Source organism: Delftia sp. 60, assembly GCF_002754395.1.
GTDB lineage: Bacteria > Pseudomonadota > Gammaproteobacteria > Burkholderiales > Burkholderiaceae_C > Comamonas > Comamonas acidovorans.
Genome location: NZ_PEFD01000001.1, coordinates 327445 through 346013 on the forward strand (window position 1 = coordinate 327445; position 18569 = coordinate 346013).

General features: G+C 68.1%; 16 protein-coding genes and 1 pseudogene. 9 read left to right on the forward strand and 8 right to left on the reverse strand.

The annotated features are described in order from the left end of the window. Nucleotides 1–258: 258 nt before the first annotated feature. Nucleotides 259–1563: a Glu/Leu/Phe/Val family dehydrogenase gene (locus tag CLV01_RS01440; RefSeq protein WP_013800098.1), complete on the reverse strand. Its 1305-nt coding sequence runs from the start codon at nucleotides 1561–1563 to the stop codon at nucleotides 259–261. A 176-nt stretch (nucleotides 1564–1739) separates the two neighbouring features. On the opposite strand from CLV01_RS01440, the gene CLV01_RS01445 reads away from it, so the two are divergent. Next, nucleotides 1740–2558: a fumarylacetoacetate hydrolase family protein gene (locus CLV01_RS01445; protein WP_099732525.1), complete on the forward strand. Its 819-nt coding sequence runs from the start codon at nucleotides 1740–1742 to the stop codon at nucleotides 2556–2558. 24 nt (nucleotides 2559–2582) lie between these two features. Here CLV01_RS01445 and CLV01_RS01450 read toward each other — a convergent pair whose 3' ends face one another. The 5 genes and pseudogenes from CLV01_RS01450 to CLV01_RS01465 form a co-directional block, all read right to left on the reverse strand. Next, complete coding sequence (locus CLV01_RS01450; protein ID WP_099732524.1) at nucleotides 2583–3455, reverse strand: PPK2 family polyphosphate kinase; 873 nt, start codon at nucleotides 3453–3455, stop codon at nucleotides 2583–2585. Nucleotides 3456–3483: 28 nt separating this feature from the next. Beyond that, a complete protein-coding gene (locus CLV01_RS29355; RefSeq protein ID WP_257221168.1) occupies nucleotides 3484–3699 on the reverse strand; it encodes a hypothetical protein in 216 nt (71 codons plus the stop codon). A gap of 194 nt (nucleotides 3700–3893) precedes the next feature. Beyond that, on the reverse strand, nucleotides 3894–4172 hold the full coding sequence (locus tag CLV01_RS29360; protein WP_257221564.1) for a M30 family zinc metallopeptidase: 279 nt from the start codon (nucleotides 4170–4172) through the stop codon (nucleotides 3894–3896). 71 nt (nucleotides 4173–4243) lie between these two features. Beyond that, nucleotides 4244–5563: pseudogene (locus CLV01_RS01460) on the reverse strand (M30 family zinc metallopeptidase); the annotation flags it as partial. A 128-nt stretch (nucleotides 5564–5691) separates the two neighbouring features. Beyond that, nucleotides 5692–6603, reverse strand: a complete 912-nt coding sequence (locus CLV01_RS01465; RefSeq protein WP_099732522.1) for a LysR family transcriptional regulator — start codon at nucleotides 6601–6603, stop codon at nucleotides 5692–5694. Between the two features lie 74 nt (nucleotides 6604–6677). Between CLV01_RS01465 and CLV01_RS01470 the strand changes: the two genes are divergently transcribed. Next, on the forward strand, nucleotides 6678–7172 hold the full coding sequence (locus tag CLV01_RS01470) for a PACE efflux transporter (protein WP_012202156.1): 495 nt from the start codon (nucleotides 6678–6680) through the stop codon (nucleotides 7170–7172). Here CLV01_RS01470 and CLV01_RS01475 read toward each other — a convergent pair. Then, nucleotides 7145–8119, reverse strand: coding sequence for a response regulator transcription factor (locus tag CLV01_RS01475; protein WP_034397700.1), 975 nt, complete (start codon nucleotides 8117–8119; stop codon nucleotides 7145–7147). The two genes, CLV01_RS01470 and CLV01_RS01475, sit on opposite strands and share 28 nt — an antisense overlap. 19 nt (nucleotides 8120–8138) lie before the next feature. Continuing rightward, on the reverse strand, nucleotides 8139–11639 hold the full coding sequence (locus CLV01_RS01480; protein ID WP_099732521.1) for a hybrid sensor histidine kinase/response regulator: 3501 nt from the start codon (nucleotides 11637–11639) through the stop codon (nucleotides 8139–8141). A gap of 214 nt (nucleotides 11640–11853) precedes the next feature. Between CLV01_RS01480 and urtA the strand changes: the two genes are divergently transcribed. The 7 genes from urtA (at nucleotide 11854) to CLV01_RS01515 (ending at nucleotide 18564) form a co-directional block, all read left to right on the forward strand. Beyond that, entirely contained in the window at nucleotides 11854–13119 is a 1266-nt protein-coding gene (urtA, locus tag CLV01_RS01485; protein WP_012202159.1) for an urea ABC transporter substrate-binding protein, read from the forward strand. A gap of 110 nt (nucleotides 13120–13229) precedes the next feature. Next, the gene (urtB, locus tag CLV01_RS01490; RefSeq protein ID WP_012202160.1) at nucleotides 13230–14144 is read left to right on the forward strand and encodes an urea ABC transporter permease subunit UrtB; all 915 of its coding nucleotides are present in this window, start codon (nucleotides 13230–13232) and stop codon (nucleotides 14142–14144) included. 72 nt (nucleotides 14145–14216) lie between these two features. After that, nucleotides 14217–15419: an urea ABC transporter permease subunit UrtC gene (urtC, locus tag CLV01_RS01495; protein ID WP_099732520.1), complete on the forward strand. Its 1203-nt coding sequence runs from the start codon at nucleotides 14217–14219 to the stop codon at nucleotides 15417–15419. Nucleotides 15420–15438: 19 nt separating this feature from the next. Further along, nucleotides 15439–16182, forward strand: coding sequence for an urea ABC transporter ATP-binding protein UrtD (gene urtD / locus CLV01_RS01500; RefSeq protein WP_012202162.1), 744 nt, complete (start codon nucleotides 15439–15441; stop codon nucleotides 16180–16182). A 20-nt stretch (nucleotides 16183–16202) separates the two neighbouring features. Next, a complete protein-coding gene (urtE, locus tag CLV01_RS01505; protein ID WP_012202163.1) occupies nucleotides 16203–16892 on the forward strand; it encodes an urea ABC transporter ATP-binding subunit UrtE in 690 nt (229 codons plus the stop codon). A 36-nt stretch (nucleotides 16893–16928) separates the two neighbouring features. Further along, nucleotides 16929–18158 (forward strand): formamidase, encoded by a 1230-nt coding sequence (gene fmdA / locus CLV01_RS01510; RefSeq protein WP_013800108.1) that lies wholly within the window; start codon nucleotides 16929–16931, stop codon nucleotides 18156–18158. Nucleotides 18159–18204: 46 nt separating this feature from the next. Beyond that, nucleotides 18205–18564, forward strand: coding sequence for an FmdB family zinc ribbon protein (locus CLV01_RS01515; RefSeq protein ID WP_012202165.1), 360 nt, complete (start codon nucleotides 18205–18207; stop codon nucleotides 18562–18564). Nucleotides 18565–18569: the final 5 nt, after the last annotated feature.

Here is an 18569-nt window from a genome sequence, read left to right on the forward strand (position 1 = left end):
TGACTGGAGATCCGCTTCGCCATTCGGAAACCCGCGCTTAGGCCCACTGGAACGCGTGCTAACCCGTTGCCGAAAAGGCGGCCACAACAAAAAAGGCGCCGAAGCGCCTTTCATTGACCGTGTGGTGCACAGCGCCAAAAACTGGCGCGGCCCAAGTCAGGGACACCGAGCAAGGGCCGCCCCGCCGCGAGGGTGTCGTCCCCCTCCCTTGCGAAGCAAGCAGAGAGGGGGAAGGCGCGTCAGCGCCTCAGGGGGTGATCAGGGATACAGTCCCCGCATCTCGCGCGCATGCAGGATGCGCTGGCAGGCCACGATGAAGGTGGCGGTGCGCAGCGTCACGCCGTGCTGCTGGGCGACCTGCCAGATGGCCGCGAAGGCGTCCTGCATGATGCGCACCAGGCGGGCGTTGATCTCGTCCTCGCTCCAGAAGAAGCTGGAGAAGTCCTGCACCCATTCGAAGTAGCTCACCGTCACGCCGCCGGCGTTGGCCAGCACGTCGGGCAGCACCAGCACGCCCTTTTCGGTCAGGATGTCGTCGGCCTCGGTGGTGGTGGGGCCGTTGGCGCCCTCGATCACCATCTTGGCCTTGATCTTGCCGGCGTTGTCCTTGGTGATCTGGCCTTCCAGTGCGGCGGGGATCAGGATGTCGCAGTCCACGCTCCAGAAGTCGGCAGCGTCCATGGCCTCGGCGCCGTCAAAGCCGCCCACGCCGCCCTTGGCGGCCACGTGGGCCAGCAGGGCCGGCACATCCAGGCCATTGGCGTTGTGGATGGTGCCGGTGTGGTCCTGCACGGCCACGACCTTGGCGCCCACGTCGGCGAACAGCTTGCCCGCCGTGCCGCCCACGTTGCCGAAGCCCTGCACGGCGATGCGCGCGCCCTGGACCGACAGGCCGGTCAGCTTGGCCGCTTCCACGCCCACGGTGAACACGCCGCGGCCGGTGGCCTCGACGCGGCCCAGCGAACCGCCCAGGTCCACGGGCTTGCCCGTGACCACGCCGGTGGCGGTGGCGCCGGTGTTCATGGAGTACGTGTCCATCATCCAGGCCATGATCTGGCCATTGGTGTTGACGTCAGGCGCGGGGATGTCCTTGGAGGGGCCGATCAGCAGGCCGATCTCGCTGGTGTAGCGGCGCGTCAGGCGCTCCAGCTCACCGCGCGACAGCGTCTTGGGATCGACACGGATGCCACCCTTGGCGCCGCCGTAGGGCACGTTGACGGCCGCGTTCTTGACCGACATCCAGGCCGACAGGGCCATGACTTCGGACAGGGTCACGTCCTGGTGGAAACGCACACCGCCCTTGCCGGGACCGCGGCTCAGGTTGTGCTGCACGCGGTAGCCTTCGTAGTGGGCGATGGTGCCGTTGTCCAGCTCGATCGGCACATCGACGATCAGGATGCGCTTGGGGCGCTTGAGGGTTTCGACCCAGCGGGCGAGATGGCCCAGGTAGGGCGTGACGCGATCGACCTGCTGCAGGTAGTTGCCCCAGGGGCCGAGGTGATCGGCCTGCAGGTAGGAAGGGATGGCGTGGTTGGTAACGCCGGCCGAAGCGGGTTGCTGCATGGTGGTTCCACACAAGAGTTGTCTGAGGGTTTTGAGCTTATTCCCGGGGCTATGCGCTGTCCAACGCCTTATGAGCGAGAGCCTTATGCATTTAATGCATAACCCTGGGAGAGCCTTGTCCAGCGGACAATCAGGGCCGCTTGAGACCCACCGATGCACTCCAGGAAAGCCGCTCCATGACGAATACGCTCCGCACTCCCACAGCCTTGGCCCATGCGCTGCTCCAGGCACGCCACAGCGGCGAATTGCTGGACGCCGACGATTGGGCCGACGTGGTGCGCACGCCCGCAGATGCACAGGCCGTGCAGGCCGCCATGGCGCCCGCCCTGGGCTGGCGCGTGGCTGGCAGCCAGCAGGGACCAGGTCGCGTGCCGGGCTATTGGAAGTCTGGCGCGCCGCGCCGCGATGCCCCGCTGACCCATGCGCCGCTGCCCGAAGAAGGCGTCTGGGCCAGCCCCTCGGTCGCTGGCGGCGCGCCGCTGCACCTGCGCGGCATCGAAGCCGAGATCGCCCTGCGCCTGGGCCGCGAGGTGACGGCCGAAATGGCTGCCGCGCTGCAGCCCGGCGATGGGCTGGAGCTGATTGACGGCATCACCGCCGCCATCGAGGTAGTGGATACGCGCTGGCGCCAGCACCTGAAGGCGCCGCCGCTGCTGCTGGCAGCCGACGGCCTGTGCCATGGCGCCCTGGTGCTGGGGCCGTGGCAGGACGCTTCGCGGCTGCTGCCGCGCGAGTCGCCGCGGGACTGGTCTGCCCAGGTCTGCCGCCTGCGCGTGGGCGCGGCGCCGCTGCAGGCGTTCACCGGAACGCATCCGCTGAGCGACCCGCTGTGGCTGCTGGCCGGCTGGCTGCAGGAGCTGGTGCGCCGCTATGGCAGCGTGCCCGCAGGCACGGTGGTGACTACGGGCACGTGGAATGGCCTGGCCTTTGCCCAGGCCGGTGACCTGGTGGTGGCCGAGCTGGACGGCATCGCCGAGGCCCGCCTGCAGCTGTGAGGCTTCAGGCAGGCCATCGAGTGATCAGGTGATCTTGTAGTCCTTGAGGGCCGGATCGCCGGGCGGAAAGCGCAGGTCCAGGTTGCGCATCACCTCGCGCAGCAAGGTGGCGATCATGAGGTTGCGGTGCGTCTTGGAGTCGGCCGGCACGATGGTCCAGGGCGCCCAGGGCGTGTGCGTGGCACCCAGCAACTGGCCGTAGGCCTGCTGGTATTCCTTCCACTGCGTGCGCACCTTCATGTCGTTCTCGTCGAACTTCCAGTGCTTGGCCGGGTCGTCCAGGCGCTCCTGCAGGCGCGCGCGCTGCTCGTCGGCGCTGATGTGCAGCAGGAACTTGACGACCACGGTGCCCGTCTCGCTGAGCATGCGCTCGAAGTCGTTGATGTGGGCAAAGCGCTGGCGCTGCTGCTCGGGCGTGATCCAGCCGTTGACCACGGGCACCAGCACATCCTCATAGTGGCTGCGGTTGAAGACCGTGATCTCGCCTGCGCCCGGCACGCGCTGGTGGATGCGCCACAGGTAGTCGTGCGCGCGCTCCGCATCGGTTGGCGCCTTCCAGCCCACGGCGTTCATGCCCAGGGCGCTGGTGCGGCCGAAGACGCCACGGATGGTGCCGTCCTTGCCCGCCGTGTCCGTGCCCTGCAGCACGACCAGCAGCTTGTAGCGGCGGTCGGCGTACAGCAGGTTCTGCAGCGCGTCGATCTCTTCTGCCAGGGCCTCGACGGCGGCCTTGTCCTCGGTCTTGCCGTTGCCGTTGGAAAAGGGCTTGGCGCCCGGGTCGAAGTCGGCCAGGGCGATGGGCTTGTCCTTGTCGGACTTGGCGGAGCGCGGCTGCCACTGTTCCCAGAGCTTTTGCACGGCCGCATCGCGGCTGGAGAAAGGGTTGAAGGCGTCCATGGCTTGAGCGGTGGGTGAGCGGGGAAGGTCAGGGCTGGGCGCGAATGGACTGCACCTGCAGTTGCGGCGGCGCCATCGAAGGCGCGGCGCCGGCGGCGGGCCTGGGGCCGGGCTGGCCCCGGACCTCCACGTTCTGCCGCTGCCACTGCGTGACCTGCTCGGCGCTCAGGCCCTTGAGCTGCCAGGTCTCGCCGGAGGCGGTCTGCAGCACGGGCTGCTCATGGGGCGCATTGCCACGCAGCACCAGACGGCCTTGCAGGGTCAGGGGCTGGCCGGCATCCGGCGCGGCGGGCGCGGCCGATGCCGAAGCGGGCGCCGGTGCGGTTGCAGGAGGTGGAGGTGGCGCGGCGCAGGCCGTGGCCAGCAGCGACAGGCTGCCGGCCAGCAGCAGGGGCAGGGCCCGGGCGACTGCGGTATGGGATGTCTGGGTCATGGCGGTCATTGCACGATGGCGGTGAGGGTGGTGCCGGCGGGAACGCGCAACTGCTCCTGGTACAGGCCCTGGGCGTCCGGCTGGCGTACGAAGGGGAAGTGGCCGCGCGCCGCGAGCTGGGCGGGCACGGTGGCGGGCAGGCGGCGTGCAGCCGCATAGCGCTGGCCGTCGATGCCCACCAGGGTAAAGCCCTGGTCCGTGCGTGCGGGCCAGCCGTAGCCGGCCGGGCCGCTGGAAGGCAGCAGGGCGATGTTGGCACCCCATCGCTGCAGCGTGACGGGCAACGAGGGCCACCGGCCTGTGCAATGGCGTTGCCTAGCACCTGCAGCGAGTCGGGCGAGGAGGTGTTCCTCAGCATCTGCTGGTAGAAGCCCACGCCGTGCTGGCGCAGCAGATAGGCGCCCAGGCTGCCCGTGACGTTGTAGCCGAAGCAGGTGGCGTTGACATCCGAGGCCCAGCTGGCCAGGTCGCAGTTGAAGCCGGGCTTGGACATCCAGCCGGTAATGCGGCCGTCACGCATGGGATTGGTGCCGGGTGTGAGTCTTTCGGCCAGGATGTCTTCGGACATCAGGGCCGACATCTCTTCAAGGAAGGTGTCGAACATGTAGTCCGAGCCCTTGAGCGCGCCGCGCTGGTAGAAGTTGATCATGTGGATGAACTCGTGCGACAGCGTGCTGATCTGCGTGGTCAGCCCGTTGGCGCCGCCCAGGTACAGCGTTTCCGTGTCCATGTAGAACGACAGCGATTCGTTGCTGTACTGGAACTGCGAGTTGCCGGCCGTGCGCTTGAAGTTGTTCACGGCCCAGAAGTAGCCCAGAAGGCCGTAGGGCTGGCTGTCGGGCGTGAAGTTCACGAACACGATGTCGATCGGCTGGTCGGCCGCGATCAGCTCGCTGTGGGCCTGGGGCCCCCAGGGCTGGCCCGCCAGCCCCGTGACCAGGGCGTGCACGGAATCCGGCCCGCTGGAAAAGCGCTGTATCACGGTGTCCAGCAGGGCGTCGCTGACCTTGGCGCCGCCGTACTCGCTGTCTTCCAGCCACAGGTTGATGGTGCGGGTGCCCGTGGGCGTGGGCGCCGTGGTCTGGCGCCGCAGCGTGGCGCTGCGCGTCTCGACCGTGGGGCTTTCCGTGTTGACGAACCAGCTGCGCTGGCTGCCCACGGGCAGCACGGCCGCCGACACAGCGCGCGAGGGCTGCACGCTCTGCCCTGCAACCGGGGCGGGCAGGCTCGGCTTGAAGTCACGTACGCGCTGGGGGATCTGGTTGACCAGTTGCGCAGCGCTCAGCGACTGTTGCGCCGCAATGCCCTGCGCCGCTGCGGCTGGCGGCGTGAGCGTGATGGGCGGCAGGGCCACGGCGGCGTCGCCGGTGTTGGTATAGATCAGCGTCACGGGCCGGGTGCCCAGATTGCGCAGGCCCACGGCAACGGGCTGCTCTGCGGCGGTGGCGTTGGTGTAGCTCCAGACGCCGACGCCCTGGCCGGAATAGGTGATGGCGTCGGTCGCGCCGCACGAGGCGCCCGTGCAGGCGGGGCTCAGCTGTGTCGTGATGGAGTCGCCCGGCGTGGAGCCGCCGCCCCCGCCGCCGCAGCCTGCCAGTCCCGCACCCAGTGCCAGTGCAACAAGGGCCTTGCCCCCAAAGTGATCTTGAAACATGGGTTCCTCTCGATGGTCCATGTCCAGCCAGAAGAAGGAGGCGGCCGGACGCTTGCGCAACTATCCCAGGCCTGCCTGCAGGCGGCAAGCACCGGCCGGTTTCCCGCGTGTAGGCGCAGGGCTTGCCTGCAGGTCGAAAGCCGCAGGCCTCACCTGGGCTCCAGCCGCACCGGCACCTGCAGCTGCTCCACGAACCGCCGCGCCGCCAGCCCCAGCGGGCGCTCCTTGGACCACACCCAGTCCACGAACAGCTGGGTGCCGTTGCTGATGTTGCACAGCGGGATGCGCAGCAGCGCGCCCGTTTGCAGCAGGGGCTCGGCGACGCTGAAGGGCAGCCACCCCCAGCCCAGGCCGGCCGAGACCAGCGACAGGGCCGCCAGATGGCTGTCCGTACGCCACAGCTGGTGCGAGATCACGAAGCGCGGATCGGTATGGGCCAGGTCGCGGCTGGCCAGCAGGATCTGGCGCGCGCCGGCCAGCTGGCCCACGTCCAGGCGCTGCTGCCCATCCACGCCCAGTTGCCGGGCCAGCGGGTGCCTGGCCGCCATCACGGCGACCATGGTTTCCTGGCCCATCTCCTGGAAATCCTCGCGGCCGTCGATGGCAGGGCGCTCGAAGACCAGGGCCAGATGCGCGCGGCCCGAATGCAGTTCCTTGAGCGCATCGACCTGGGCGGCCACCAGCACCTCCACCTCCAGCCCCGGGAATTCCTCGACCAGCGGCTGCAGCGGCGCGGCCCAGGCCGTGGACAGCAGCTCGGGCGCGATCACCAGGGTCAGCCGCTCCTCCAGTCCCTGGTGCAGGGCCAGCGCCTGGTGGTTGAGCTGCTGCAGCTGGGCGGCCAGCAGCCGGGCCTGGGGCTCCAGTGCGCGCGCCGCCGCCGTGGGCCGGGGCTCGCGGCCGCTGCGGTCGAACAGCTGCAGGTCCAGCTCTGCCTCCAACTGGGCGATGGCCATGCTCACGGCCGAGGGCACCCGCCCCAGCCGGCGTGCGGCGGCGGAAAACGAACCGTGGTCCAGCACGGCAAGGAACAGCGGCACCTGGTCAGCGGGAAAGGACATGGCGGGAACCTGTCAGTTTTATTGAAAGAATCTGACTTTAACGTTCAATTCCGGACAAATAAACTGCGCCCCCTATGACCTTGCAGACACACAAAAAGGGCCTCCAGGGGCCCAAGCGCAAAGTGGTCTTCGTGACCCTGTATGAACTGATCGCCATCGCGGCCTCCAGCCTGCTGTTCATGGCCATCGGCCAGAGCGCCGGGCATTCGGGCGGCATGGCGATTGCCGCCTCCACGCTGGCCATCGTCTGGAACCTGACCTTCAACCACCTGTTCGAGCAATGGGAGGCGCGCCAGAGCGTCAAGGGCCGCTCGGTGATGCGCCGCGTGGTGCACGCCCTGGGCTTCGAGGGCGGGCTGGCCATGGTGCTGATCCCGCTGATGGCCTGGTGGTTCGGCGTCACGCTGTGGGAGGCCACGGTGATGGAGGCCGGTCTGCTGGTCTTCTTCCTGGTCTACACCTATGTCTTCAACTGGTGCTTCGACCATGTGTTCGGCCTGCCGGCCTCGGCCTCGGCATCCGCTGCGGTGGCCCCGCGTGCTCAGGGCGAGCCGGCCTGCAGCAACTGACCGGCCACGGCGGCGGCGGCCGTGCGGGTCTCCACGCCGAGTTTCTCGAAGATGTGCTCCAGGTGCTTGTTCACCGTGCGCGGGCTCATGCCCAGGATGTCGGCGATGTCGCGGTTGGTCTTGCCCTTGCTCAGCCATGACAGCACCTCGGTCTCGCGCGGGGTGAGCGCCACCTGCTGCAGCCGGCGCGCGGCAGGCGTCTGCGGCGCCTCGTGGCTGAGCAGCACCATCGACTCCCCCAGGCCGCTGGCGCCCATGTGGCGCGCCAGCAGCTGGCGGCCATCGGCCAGGGCCAGCGCCAGATCCTGGGGGGCGGGCTGGCCCTCCTGATCCGCCTGGCCGGGCTGATCCGGCTGGCGTGCGCCGGCCAGCCAGTCCCCGGCCGCCTCCAGCGGGAAGGGCTGGTCCGCAAAGGCCTCCTCCAGCCAGCGCGATGCCTGGGGCGAGCGCCAGGCCACGCGGCCCTGGCCGTCGAGCACCACCACGCCCAGCCCCGCCACGTCCACGGCCTCCTGCGCCTGGCGCGTGGCGCGGGCGTTGCGCACATGGGTGGCCAGGCGCACCAGCACCTCGGGGATGCGCAGCGGCTTGACCACGTAGTCCACGCCACCGCTGGCAAAGCCGCGAATGATCTGGTCCGTGTCCGACAGGCCGGTCATGAACACCACGGGCACATGGGCCCAGGCCGGCGTGGCCTTGAGCGTGCGGCACAGCGTGAAGCCGTCCATGCCGGGCATGACGGCGTCCAGCAGCACGCCGTCGGGCACGGTGAGGGCGAAGCGCTGCAGGGCCTCGTCGGCGTCGCGGGCGGCGAGCACCACGTAGCCTTCGGCGGCCAGCGCGTCGCACAGCATGCGCAGGCTGTCCAGCGCGTCGTCCACCACAAGGATGACGTGGGCGTTGTGAGGGGGGTGGCTGGGGTGGCTGCTGCTGTCGGCGGTCGTCATCTGTGGCCTTTGCGGGTTCTCATTCATCGGTCTCCTCTCTTTCTTCGTCTTCTTCATCCTCTTGCTCGGGCCGCGGCAGCATGCGCGCCAGCGCATCGAAGTCGAAGCGGTTCGCGCAGGCCTGCAGCGCATCGAGCAGCGCGGCATGCGCGGGCGCATGCTGGCGCGCCTGGCGCAGGCGCTCGCGCAGGGCGGTGGCCTGGCCCGATCGCGCCAGCCGGGCCAGGTCTTCACGCAGATCGGGCGGGAAGGGGGCGGCTGCCGGCGCCTCCTCTGCCTTGGCCTCTGCCTGCTCTGCACGCGGCGCCGGCAGCAGCAGCGGGCGGTTGTCATGCACCCATTCCAGCCGCAGCACGCGCTCGAGCACCTGCAGCAGCTCGGACTCGGTCACGGGCTTGGCGACGAAGCCCTGGCAGCGCGCATCGGCCAGGCGCGGCGGGTCGTTGTCGAACAGGTTGGCCGAGACGAAGACCACGGGCAGCTGCTGCGCATCCCAGCGCGCGCGCAGCAGGGCGGCGGTCTGCCAGCCGTCCAGGTCGTCCATGCTGATGTCCAGAAGCACCAGGTCGGGCGGGCTTTGCTCCACGATCTCCAGGCACTCGCGGCCACTGGCGGCCTCGCGGATCTCGAAGCCCAGCGGCAGCAGCAGGCCGGCCAGCAGCTGGCGCTGCAGCGGCTGGTCGTCCACCACCAGCAGGGTGCGCCGGGGCGGCAGATAGCCGATGACGGTGTGCAGCGTGGCGGCGGCGCCCGGAGGGACCCAGGACGCGTCGGGCGCCATCTCGGGCAGGTACAGGCGCACGGTGAAGCAGCTGCCCTCGCCGGGCGTGCTGCTCAGGGTGAGCTGCCCGCCCATCAGCTCGGTCAGCAGATGGGTGATGGTCAGCCCCAGGCCCGTGCCCGCCTCGCTGACGCGCCGCCCTGCGCTGCCGCGCTCGAAGGGCACGAAGATGCGCTCCATGTCCTGCGGTTCGATCCCGATGCCGGTATCGATGACCTCGATGCGCGAGACATGGGGCCTGAAGTCCATGCGCAGCCGCACCTCGCCGTGCTGGGTGAAGCGCACGGCGTTGGACAGCAGGTTGATCAGGATCTGGCGCAGCCGCTTGGCGTCGGCCCGCACCCAGCGCGGCATGGTGCCCAGCGTCTCGACCGAGAACTGCAGCCCCCTGGCCTGGGCCTGGGGCCGCATCATGGCCTCGATGCCGTCGATCAGCGCGGGCAGGGGCAGGGGGGCGAGGTCCAGGCGCAGGCGGCCGGCCTCGATGCTGGCCAGCTCCAGCGATTCGTCGATCAGCGCGCGCAGGTGCTGGCCGCTGTGCTGCATGGTGGACAGGGTCTCGCGCACCCAGCCATCGACCTGCGGGCTCTTGAGCAGGATCTGCGTATAGCCCAGCAGGCTGTTGAGCGGCGAGCGCAGCTCGTGCGTCATGCCCGCCACGTAGCGGGTCTTGGCCTGGCTGGCCTGCTCGGCATGGTCCTTGGCGGCCTGCAGCTCGGCATCGGTGCGCTTGTGGGCGGCGATCTCCTGCAGCAGCAGCTGGTTCTGGCGCTCGGACTCGTCCTGCGCCATGCGCCGGCTGTCCGTGCTCAGCACCACCCACCAGGCGGCCACGGCGCACAGCAGGGCCAGCAGCGCGAAGACCTTGAGGAAGGGGATGCGCAGCGCGCCGCCATCGACGCTGCCTGCCTGCAGGCTTTCCTGCATGTAGACCACGCCCACCATGAAGGCCGTCACCGCGCACAGCGACAGCATCACCACCAGGTACTGGCCCGCGCGGAAGTTGACCTTGGTCGCCCAGCGCGGCGGCAGCAGGGCCGAGGCCAGCGCATGCAACTGCTCGCCCGCGCGCGATCCGGTCTTGCAGCGGTCATGGCAGCGCGACTCCAGCGAGCAGCACAGCGAGCAGATGGGCGCGCCGTAGGCGGGGCAGTGCGCCATGTCCTCGGACTCGAAATGCTTCTGGCAGACGGCGCAGCGCACGGTCTCGCCGGGCTTCCACAGGTTGCCTGCGGGCCGCGCCAGGTAGTAGCGCCCGCCCGTCAGCCAGGCCAGCAGCGGCGACAGCAGCATGGACAGCGCCAGCGCGATGAAGGGCGAGAACGCGGCCGCCGTCTCGCCCAGCAGGCCCGCATAGGCGCAGCAGGCCACGGCGGCGGCCAGCAGCATGGCGCCCGGGCCCACGGGATTGAAGTCGTACAGATGGGCGCGGCGGAACTCGATGCCCGGCGGGCTCAGTCCCAGCGGCTTGTTGATGACCAGGTCGGCCACCAGCGCACCCACCCAGGCGATGGCCACGTTGCTGTAGATGGTCAGCACCTTCTCCAGCGCGCCGAACACGCCCAGCGTCATCAGCAAGGTGGCGATGACCACGTTGAACACCATCCAGACCACGCGCCCCGGATGGCTGCGCGTGATGCGCGCGAAGAAGTTGGACCAGGCAAGCGACCCCGCGTAGGCATTGGTCACGTTGATCTTGACCTGCGAGATGACCACGAAGACCACGGTCACCGCCACGGCCAGCCCCGGCAGGCCCAGGGCCTGCAGCACCTGCTGGAAGCCTGCCAGGAACATTTGCGTGGGCTCGGCCGCGCGCGAGGCGTCCACCCCTTCCAGCTGCATGGCCGCGAAGGCGAGAAACGCGCCGCCCGCCATCTTGAGCATGCCCATCACGGCCCAGCCCGGCCCGGCCACCAGCACCGCGCCCCACCAGCGCAGGCGGTTGGCCCGGGTGCGCGGCGGCAGAAAGCGCAGGAAGTCCACCTGCTCGCCGATCTGCACCACCAGCGCGAAGATCACGGCCGCCGCCGCGCCGAACATCAGCGGATCGAACTGGCTGCTGCCCGAGCGCAGGCCGGTGAGGCTGGCGAAGTCGCGGTACAGCTGGGGCTGGGACAGCGCCATCCACACGAAGGGCAGCACCAGCAGGAACAGCCACAGCGGCTGCGTCCAGGCCTGCAGGCGCGAGATCAGCGTGATGCCGCGCATGGCCAGCGGCAGCACCACCAGGGCCGACAGCGCATAGCACCACTGCAGCGGCCAGTCCACCACCAGCTGCAGGGCCAGCGCCATGATGGCCGCCTCCAGCGCAAAGAAGATGAAGGTGAAGACGGCGTAGATCAGCGAGGTGATGGTCGAGCCCAGGTAGCCGAATCCCGCGCCCCGCGTCAGCAGGTCCATGTCCAGCCCGTAGCGCGCGGCGCAGACGGCGATGGGCAGCCCCGTCAGGAAGATCACCAGCCCCACGGTGACGATGGCCCACATGGCGTTGGCAAAGCCGTAGTTCAGCGCAATGGCGCCGCCGATCGCCTCCAGCGCCAGGAAGGACAGCGAGCCGAAGGCCGTGTTGGCCACGCGGAACTCGCTCCAGCGCCGGAAGCTGCGCGGCGTGTAGCGCAGCGCGTAGTCCTCCATGGTCTCGTCGGCCACCCAGGCGTTGTATTCGCGCCGGAACCGAAAGATGGTCTGCGGCGCGGGCGAGGTGCTGGCGGGGCTGTCGGGCGGGGGTGCGGAGTGCATTCCCAGGTCTAGCAAGAAACGTGCGGGGCCAATGCTGGCGCGGCTTTCAAGAGGAGTGCGCGGGGTGCGTACGCAGATGGCTACGTCAATTGACGTATGGGCGGTTTCAAGGGTTCTTCCTAATCTTGGACCCAGCGCGGAAACAAGCCGTAACCGCAACGCCAGTTTTCAGCCACTTGCAGATCACCCAACCGATCCTTACAGGAGAGTCACCATGAGCCACCCCTCCGACCCCCGCACACCTGGTTCCCCCGGCACGGAAATGGGCCGCCGCCGCGTCCTGCAGGCGCTTGGCGCCGCCTCGGTGGCCGGGCTGCCGGCCTGGTCCTTCGCCCAGCCCACGGCCCAGGTCAACACCACCAAGCTGGCCGTGACCGACACCGAAGTCGTCGTGGGCCAGCTGCACTCGGCCACGGGCACCATGGCGATCTCCGAGACCGGCTCCATCCAGGCCGAGCAACTGGCCATCGACCAGATCAACGCCATGGGCGGCATCCTGGGCCGCAAGATCCGCGTGATCAAGGAAGACGGCGCCTCCGACTGGCCCACCTTCGCCGAGAAGTCCAAGAAACTGCTCATCAACGACCGCTGCGCCGCCGTCTTCGGCTGCTGGACCAGCGCCTCGCGCAAGGCTGTGCTGCCCGTGTTCGAGAAGGAAAACGGCCTGCTGTACTACCCCACCTTCTACGAAGGCCTGGAGCAGTCCAAGAACGTGATCTACACGGGCCAGGAAGCCACGCAGCAGATCCTGTACAGCCTGGACTGGGCCAAGGCCGAGAAAAAGGCCAAGACCTTCTTCCTGATCGGCTCGGACTACATCTGGCCGCGCACCTCCATGAAGATCGCGCGCAAGCACATCGAGAACTTCCAGAAGGGCAAGGTCGTCGGCGAGGAGTACTACCCGCTGGGCAGCACCAACTTCGGCTCGCTGGTCAACAAGATCAAGCTGCAAAAGCCGGACTGCATCTTCGTGGCCGTGGTGGGCGGCTCCAACGTGGCCTTCTACAAGGCGCTCAAGGCCGCAGGCATCACGGGTGACAAGCAATTGCTGGTCACGCTGTCGGTGACCGAGGACGAGATGACCGGCGTGGGCGGCGAGAACTTCACGGGCTTCTACTCCTCGATGAAGTACTTCCAGACGCTGGACAACGAGAACAACAAGAAGTTCGTGGCCGCCTTCAAGGCCAAGTACGGCCCCAATGCCGTCATCGGCGACGTCACCCAGGCCGGCTACCTGGGCCCCTGGCTGTGGAAGGCCGCCGTGGAAAAGGCCAAGAGCTTCGACGTGGACAAGGTGGTGGCCGCATCGCCGGGGCTGGAACTCAAGACCGCGCCCGAAGGCTACGTGAAGGTGGACGCCAACCACCACCTGTGGAGCAAGTCGCGCATTGCCGTGGGGCAGCCGGACGGCACGTTCAAGGTGGTCTCGGAATCTCCGGAATTGATCAAACCCGATCCCTTCCCCAAGGGTTACCAGTAAGTCCTGATCCGTTCAGGCAGGTGATGCGTGGCGGCCTGCGGCCTGGTGGGCGGGCCGCCGCGTGAACCGTTTCCCCCACTCCCGATTGGCTTGCGCGCAGGAGCAGCACCATGAGTTTTTCCGACATGATGAACATCGGCCTGATGCAGGGCTTCGCGGGGCTGAGCCTGTTCGCCGTGCTGCTGCTGATGGGCCTGGGCCTGGCCATCATCTTTGGCCAGATGGGCGTGATCAACATGGCGCATGGCGAGTTCATGACCATTGGCGCCTACACCATCTACCTGGGCTCCACGCTCACGGCGCAGCACGCGCCCGAGCTCATGCCCTACTACTTCCCGCTGGCCATCGTGGCCGCCTTCCTGTTCGCCTTCGCGGCCGGCTGGCTGGTGGAGTGGGGGCTGATCCGCCACCTCTACAAGCGGCCGCTGGACACGCTGCTGGCCACCTGGGGCGTGAGCCTGGCGCTGCAGCAGTGCTTTCGCACCTTCATCGGACCCAAGGAAGTCAGCCCCACCCTGCCTGACTGGCTGATGGGCTCGTGGGCGCCGGCCGAGGGGCTGGACATTCCCATCAACGGCCTGTTCGTGCTGGCGCTGACCGCGGTGGTCACGGCCGGCGTGCTGATCGCGCTGCACAAGAGCCGCTGGGGCCTGCGCGTGCGTGCCACGGTCAGCAACCGCGTGATGGCCAATGCCATCGGCATCGACACCAAGAAGACCGACCGCCTGACCTTTGCCATCGGCTGCGGCATCGCAGGCGTGGCGGGCGCGGCCTTCACCACCATCGGCTCCACCGGCCCCACCTCGGGCTCGCTGTACATCGTGGACGCCTTCCTGGTGGTCACCTTCGGCGGCGCGGCCAGCCTGCTGGGCACCGTGGTCTCGGCCTTCGGCATTGCGCAGACGCAGTCCATCACCGAGTTCTTCCTCGCGGGCTCCATGGCCAAGGTGATCACGCTGTCGCTGATCGTCTTCATCCTGATGCTGCGTCCCCAGGGCCTGTTCGCGTCCAAGGTGCGGCGCTGATCCCGGCGCCGGCCCTGTCCACGAATTCCCCCGCGTTCCCCCGATTTCCCCTGAGTTCACCGGAGTCATTCCATGCAAGCCCTCAAAGCCTGGATACAGCGCTACCAGCTCGCCAGCCTGGTGCTGCTCACCGTCCTGCTGGCGGTGGTGCTGCCCCTGGCGCTGGACATCTTCCGCCTCAACCTGGTCGGCAAGTACCTGACCTATGCCTTCGTCGCCATCGGCCTGGTCATGGTCTGGGGCTATGGCGGCGTGCTCAGCCTGGGCCAGGGCGTGTTCTTCGGCCTGGGCGGCTACGCCATGGCCATGTTCCTGAAGCTGGAGGCGTCCGACCCCATCAGCACCAAGATCCAGTCCACGCCCGGCATCCCCGACTTCATGGACTGGAACCAGCTGACCGAGCTGCCCTCGTTCTGGCTGCCCTTCAAGAGCCTGCCGTTCTCGCTGGCCGCCGTCATCGCCGTGCCCACGCTGCTGGCCTGGCTCATCAGCTTCGCCATGTTCAAGCGCCGCGTGGGCGGGGTGTACTTCGCCATCATCACGCAGGCCGTGGCGCTGATCGTCACCGTGCTCATCATCGGCCAGCAGGGCTACACGGGCGGCGTCAACGGCATGACCGACCTCAAGACCCTGTGGGGCTGGGACACGCGCACGGACAGCGCCAAGTACATCCTCTACTACGTCTGCGTGGCCCTGCTGATCGGCGCCATCGTGCTGTGCCGCTGGATTCAGACCGGCAAGGTGGGCACCCTGCTGCTGGCCATGCGCGACAAGGAAGACCGCGTGCGCTTTTCCGGCTACGACGTGGCCAACTTCAAGGTCTTCGTGTTCTGCCTGGCCGCTGCGCTGTCGGGCGTGGGCGGCGCGCTGTTCACGCTGCAGGTGGGCTTCATGTCGCCCAGCTTCGTGGGCATCGTGCCCTCCATCGAAATGGTGATCTACGCCGCCGTGGGCGGGCGCATGAGCCTGGTGGGCGCCGTGTACGGCACGCTGCTGGTCAACGCGGGCAAGACCTATTTCTCGGAGAGCTTCCCGGACCTGTGGCTGTTCCTCATGGCGGGCCTGTTCATCGGCGTGACCATGGCCTTCCCGATGGGGCTGGCCGGCCTGTGGGAAAGCCGCATCGTTCCGTGGTGGAACAGCCGCCGCAAGGGCACGGCACCTGGCGCAGCGCCTGCCGCAGCGCAGGTAGCCCAGGCAGCACCTGCCCCGGCCCCGGCCGCCACCAAGCCCACGTCCGCCCTGTCCGAAGGCATGGGCCGCCAGGGCGCCTGAACCACAGCGGGAGCACACCATGAGCAATACCGACTTCACGCTGGCCGTGGAAGACCTGACGGTCTCCTTCGACGGCTTCAAGGCCATCGACGCGCTGAACCTGTACATCGACAAGAACGAGCTGCGCGTCATCATCGGCCCCAACGGCGCGGGCAAGACCACGCTGCTGGACCTGATCTGCGGCAAGACCCGCGCCACGGCCGGCAGCATCAAGTTCAAGAACGAGGAACTCACGCGCATGGCCGAGCACAAGCGCGTGCGCCTGGGGATCGGGCGCAAGTTCCAGACGCCGTCCATCTACGAGAACCTCTCGGTCTTCCAGAACCTGGAGGTCTCCTACCCGCAAGGCCGCTCGGTCTTCGGCGCGCTGGCCTTCAAGTGCACGGAGGCGGTGCGCGATCGCGTGCAGGCCGTGGCCGCCGACATCGGCCTGGACGAGCGCCTGGACACCGAGGCCGGCCTGCTCAGCCATGGCCAGAAGCAGTGGCTGGAGATCGGCATGCTGCTCATGCAGGAGCCCGAGCTGCTGATGCTGGACGAGCCCATCGCCGGCATGAGCGCCCGCGAGCGCGAACTGACGGCCGAACTGCTGCAGCGCATCTGCAAGAACCGCTCCGTCATCGTCATCGAGCACGACATGGAGTTCGTCGCGCGCATCGCGCACAAGGTCACCGTCATGCACCAGGGAAAGATCCTCGCCGAGGGTCCCATGGACAAGGTGCAGGCCGACCCCAAGGTCATCGACGTCTACCTCGGCCACTGAGGCACGCACAAGGAATTCACATGCTGCAAGTCAAGGATCTGTACGTGGCCTATGGCCAGAGCGAGGCGCTGCACGGCATCAGCTTCGAGGGCCGCGAGAACGAAACCGTGGCCATCATGGGCCGCAACGGCATGGGCAAGACCACGCTGTTCAAAAGCCTGATGGGCGTCATGCCCGCCAAGAGCGGCCAGATCACCGTGGCCGGCCAGGACGTCACGAAGGACGAGAGCTTCCGGCGCGTGGCCAAGGGCATTGCCTACGTGCCCCAGGGCCGCATGATCTTCCCCACGCTGACCGTGGAAGAGAACATACAGACGGGCCTGGAGAACGCGAAGACGCGCCAGGTGCCCGACGACATCTACGCCCTGTTCCCCGTGCTCTGGGACATGCGCCGGCGCAAGGGCGGCAACCTCTCGGGCGGGCAGCAGCAGCAGCTGGCCATTGCGCGCGCCCTGGTCACCGACCCCAAGGTGCTGCTGCTGGACGAGCCCACCGAGGGCATACAGCCTTCCATCATCAAGGACATCGCCAAGGCGCTCAACGAGATCCGCAAGCTGCGCCGCATCACCATCGTGGTCAGCGAGCAGGTGCTTTCCTTCGCCATGGATGTGGCCGACCGGCTGTTCGTCATCGAGGGCGGGCGCCTGGTCCATGAGACGGCCAGAGCAGATACCGACGAGCAGCGCATCAAGTCCTACCTCTCCGTCTGATCCGTTTTTTCCCACTGCCATCGCAAGGAGCACACCATGGCCGAAACCCTGATCAAGGTCGATCTCAACCAGTCCCCCTACGACAACCCGCAGGTGCACAACCGCTGGCATCCCGACATCCCCATGGCGGTCTGGGTGGAGCCGGGCGCGGAGTTCAAGCTGGAGACCTATGACTGGACCGGCGGCGCCATCAAGAACGACGACAGCGCCGAAGACGTGCGCGACGTGGACCTGTCCACCGTCCACTTCCTGTCCGGCCCCGTGGGCGTCAAGGGCGCGCAGCCCGGCGACCTGCTGGTGGTGGACCTGCTGGACATCGGCGCGCGCGACGACAGCCTCTGGGGCTTCAACGGCTTTTTCTCCAAGCAAAATGGCGGCGGCTTCCTGGACGAGCATTTCCCGCTGGCCCAGAAATCCATCTGGGACTTCCACGGCATGTTCACCAAGAGCCGCCACATCCCCGGCGTCAACTTCGCAGGCCTCATCCACCCGGGCCTGATCGGCTGCCTGCCCGACCCCAAGATGCTGGCCAGCTGGAATGAGCGCGAGACCGGCCTCATCGCCACCGACCCCGACCGCATTCCCGGCCTGGCCAACCCGCCCAACGCCACCACCGCCCACATGGGCCAGATGCAGGGCGAGGCGCGCGACAAGGCCGCCGCCGAAGGCGCACGCACCGTGCCGCCGCGCGAGCACGGCGGCAACTGCGACATCAAGGACCTCTCGCGCGGCTCGCGCGTGTTCTTCCCCGTCTACGTGGACGGCGCGGGCCTGAGCGTGGGCGACCTGCACTTCAGCCAGGGCGATGGCGAGATCACCTTCTGCGGCGCCATCGAGATGGCGGGCTGGGTGCACATGAAGGTCTCGCTGATCAAGGGCGGCATGGCCAAGTACGGCATCAAGAACCCCATCTTCAAGCCCAGCCCCATGACGCCCAACTACAAGGACTACCTGATCTTCGAAGGCATCTCGGTGGACGAAAAGGGCAAGCAGCACTACCTGGACGTGACCGTGGCCTACCGCCAGGCCTGCCTGAACGCCATCGAGTACCTGAAGAAATTCGGCTACAGCGGCGCCCAGGCCTACTCGCTGCTGGGCACGGCGCCCGTGCAGGGCCACATCAGCGGCGTGGTGGACGTGCCCAATGCCTGCGCCACGCTGTGGCTGCCCACGGAGATCTTCGACTTCGACATCAATCCCACGGCCGAGGGTCCACAGAAGATCATCACGGGCGGGGTGGACCTGCCCATCGCCCAGGACAAGTAAGCCCGGCATACGACACCCGCCATCCACCATCCGCCAGAGGCCGCCCATGCCCACCTATGACTACCACTGCACCGCATGCGGCGGCTTCGACGCGCTGCGCAGCCTCTCGCAGCGCAACGAGCCCGCGCCCTGCCCCAGCTGCGAGGCGGCCTCGCCCCGCGTCTTCGTCAGCGCCCCGCGCCTGGCCTGCACCAGCCCCGAGCAGCGCCGCGCCCACGATACCAACGAGCGCGCCCGGCACGAGCCCAGGCGCTCACGCGATGTGGCCGAGGGCAGCTACGCGCGCATGCGCCACCCCTCGGGCTGCGGCTGCTGCAGCGGCGCCAGCAAGCGCGGCTCCACGGTCACGGCGCCCAACGGCGCCAAGACCTTCCCGACCAAGCGGCCCTGGATGATCAGCCACTGACTGCC

Excerpts from the sequence above, each read along its gene's own strand:
- CLV01_RS01440 (WP_013800098.1), bottom strand. The coding sequence starts at position 1,563 with ATGCAGCAACCCGCTTCGGCCGGCGTTACCAACCACGCCATCCCTTCC.
- CLV01_RS01445 (WP_099732525.1), top strand. The coding sequence starts at position 1,740 with ATGACGAATACGCTCCGCACTCCCACAGCCTTGGCCCATGCGCTGCTC.
- CLV01_RS01450 (WP_099732524.1), bottom strand. The coding sequence starts at position 3,455 with ATGGACGCCTTCAACCCTTTCTCCAGCCGCGATGCGGCCGTGCAAAAG.
- CLV01_RS01465 (WP_099732522.1), bottom strand. The coding sequence starts at position 6,603 with ATGTCCTTTCCCGCTGACCAGGTGCCGCTGTTCCTTGCCGTGCTGGAC.
- CLV01_RS01470 (WP_012202156.1), top strand. The coding sequence starts at position 6,678 with ATGACCTTGCAGACACACAAAAAGGGCCTCCAGGGGCCCAAGCGCAAA.
- CLV01_RS01475 (WP_034397700.1), bottom strand. The coding sequence starts at position 8,119 with ATGACGACCGCCGACAGCAGCAGCCACCCCAGCCACCCCCCTCACAAC.
- CLV01_RS01480 (WP_099732521.1), bottom strand. The coding sequence starts at position 11,639 with ATGCACTCCGCACCCCCGCCCGACAGCCCCGCCAGCACCTCGCCCGCG.
- urtA (WP_012202159.1), top strand. The coding sequence starts at position 11,854 with ATGAGCCACCCCTCCGACCCCCGCACACCTGGTTCCCCCGGCACGGAA.
- urtB (WP_012202160.1), top strand. The coding sequence starts at position 13,230 with ATGAGTTTTTCCGACATGATGAACATCGGCCTGATGCAGGGCTTCGCG.
- urtC (WP_099732520.1), top strand. The coding sequence starts at position 14,217 with ATGCAAGCCCTCAAAGCCTGGATACAGCGCTACCAGCTCGCCAGCCTG.
- urtD (WP_012202162.1), top strand. The coding sequence starts at position 15,439 with ATGAGCAATACCGACTTCACGCTGGCCGTGGAAGACCTGACGGTCTCC.
- urtE (WP_012202163.1), top strand. The coding sequence starts at position 16,203 with ATGCTGCAAGTCAAGGATCTGTACGTGGCCTATGGCCAGAGCGAGGCG.
- fmdA (WP_013800108.1), top strand. The coding sequence starts at position 16,929 with ATGGCCGAAACCCTGATCAAGGTCGATCTCAACCAGTCCCCCTACGAC.
- CLV01_RS01515 (WP_012202165.1), top strand. The coding sequence starts at position 18,205 with ATGCCCACCTATGACTACCACTGCACCGCATGCGGCGGCTTCGACGCG.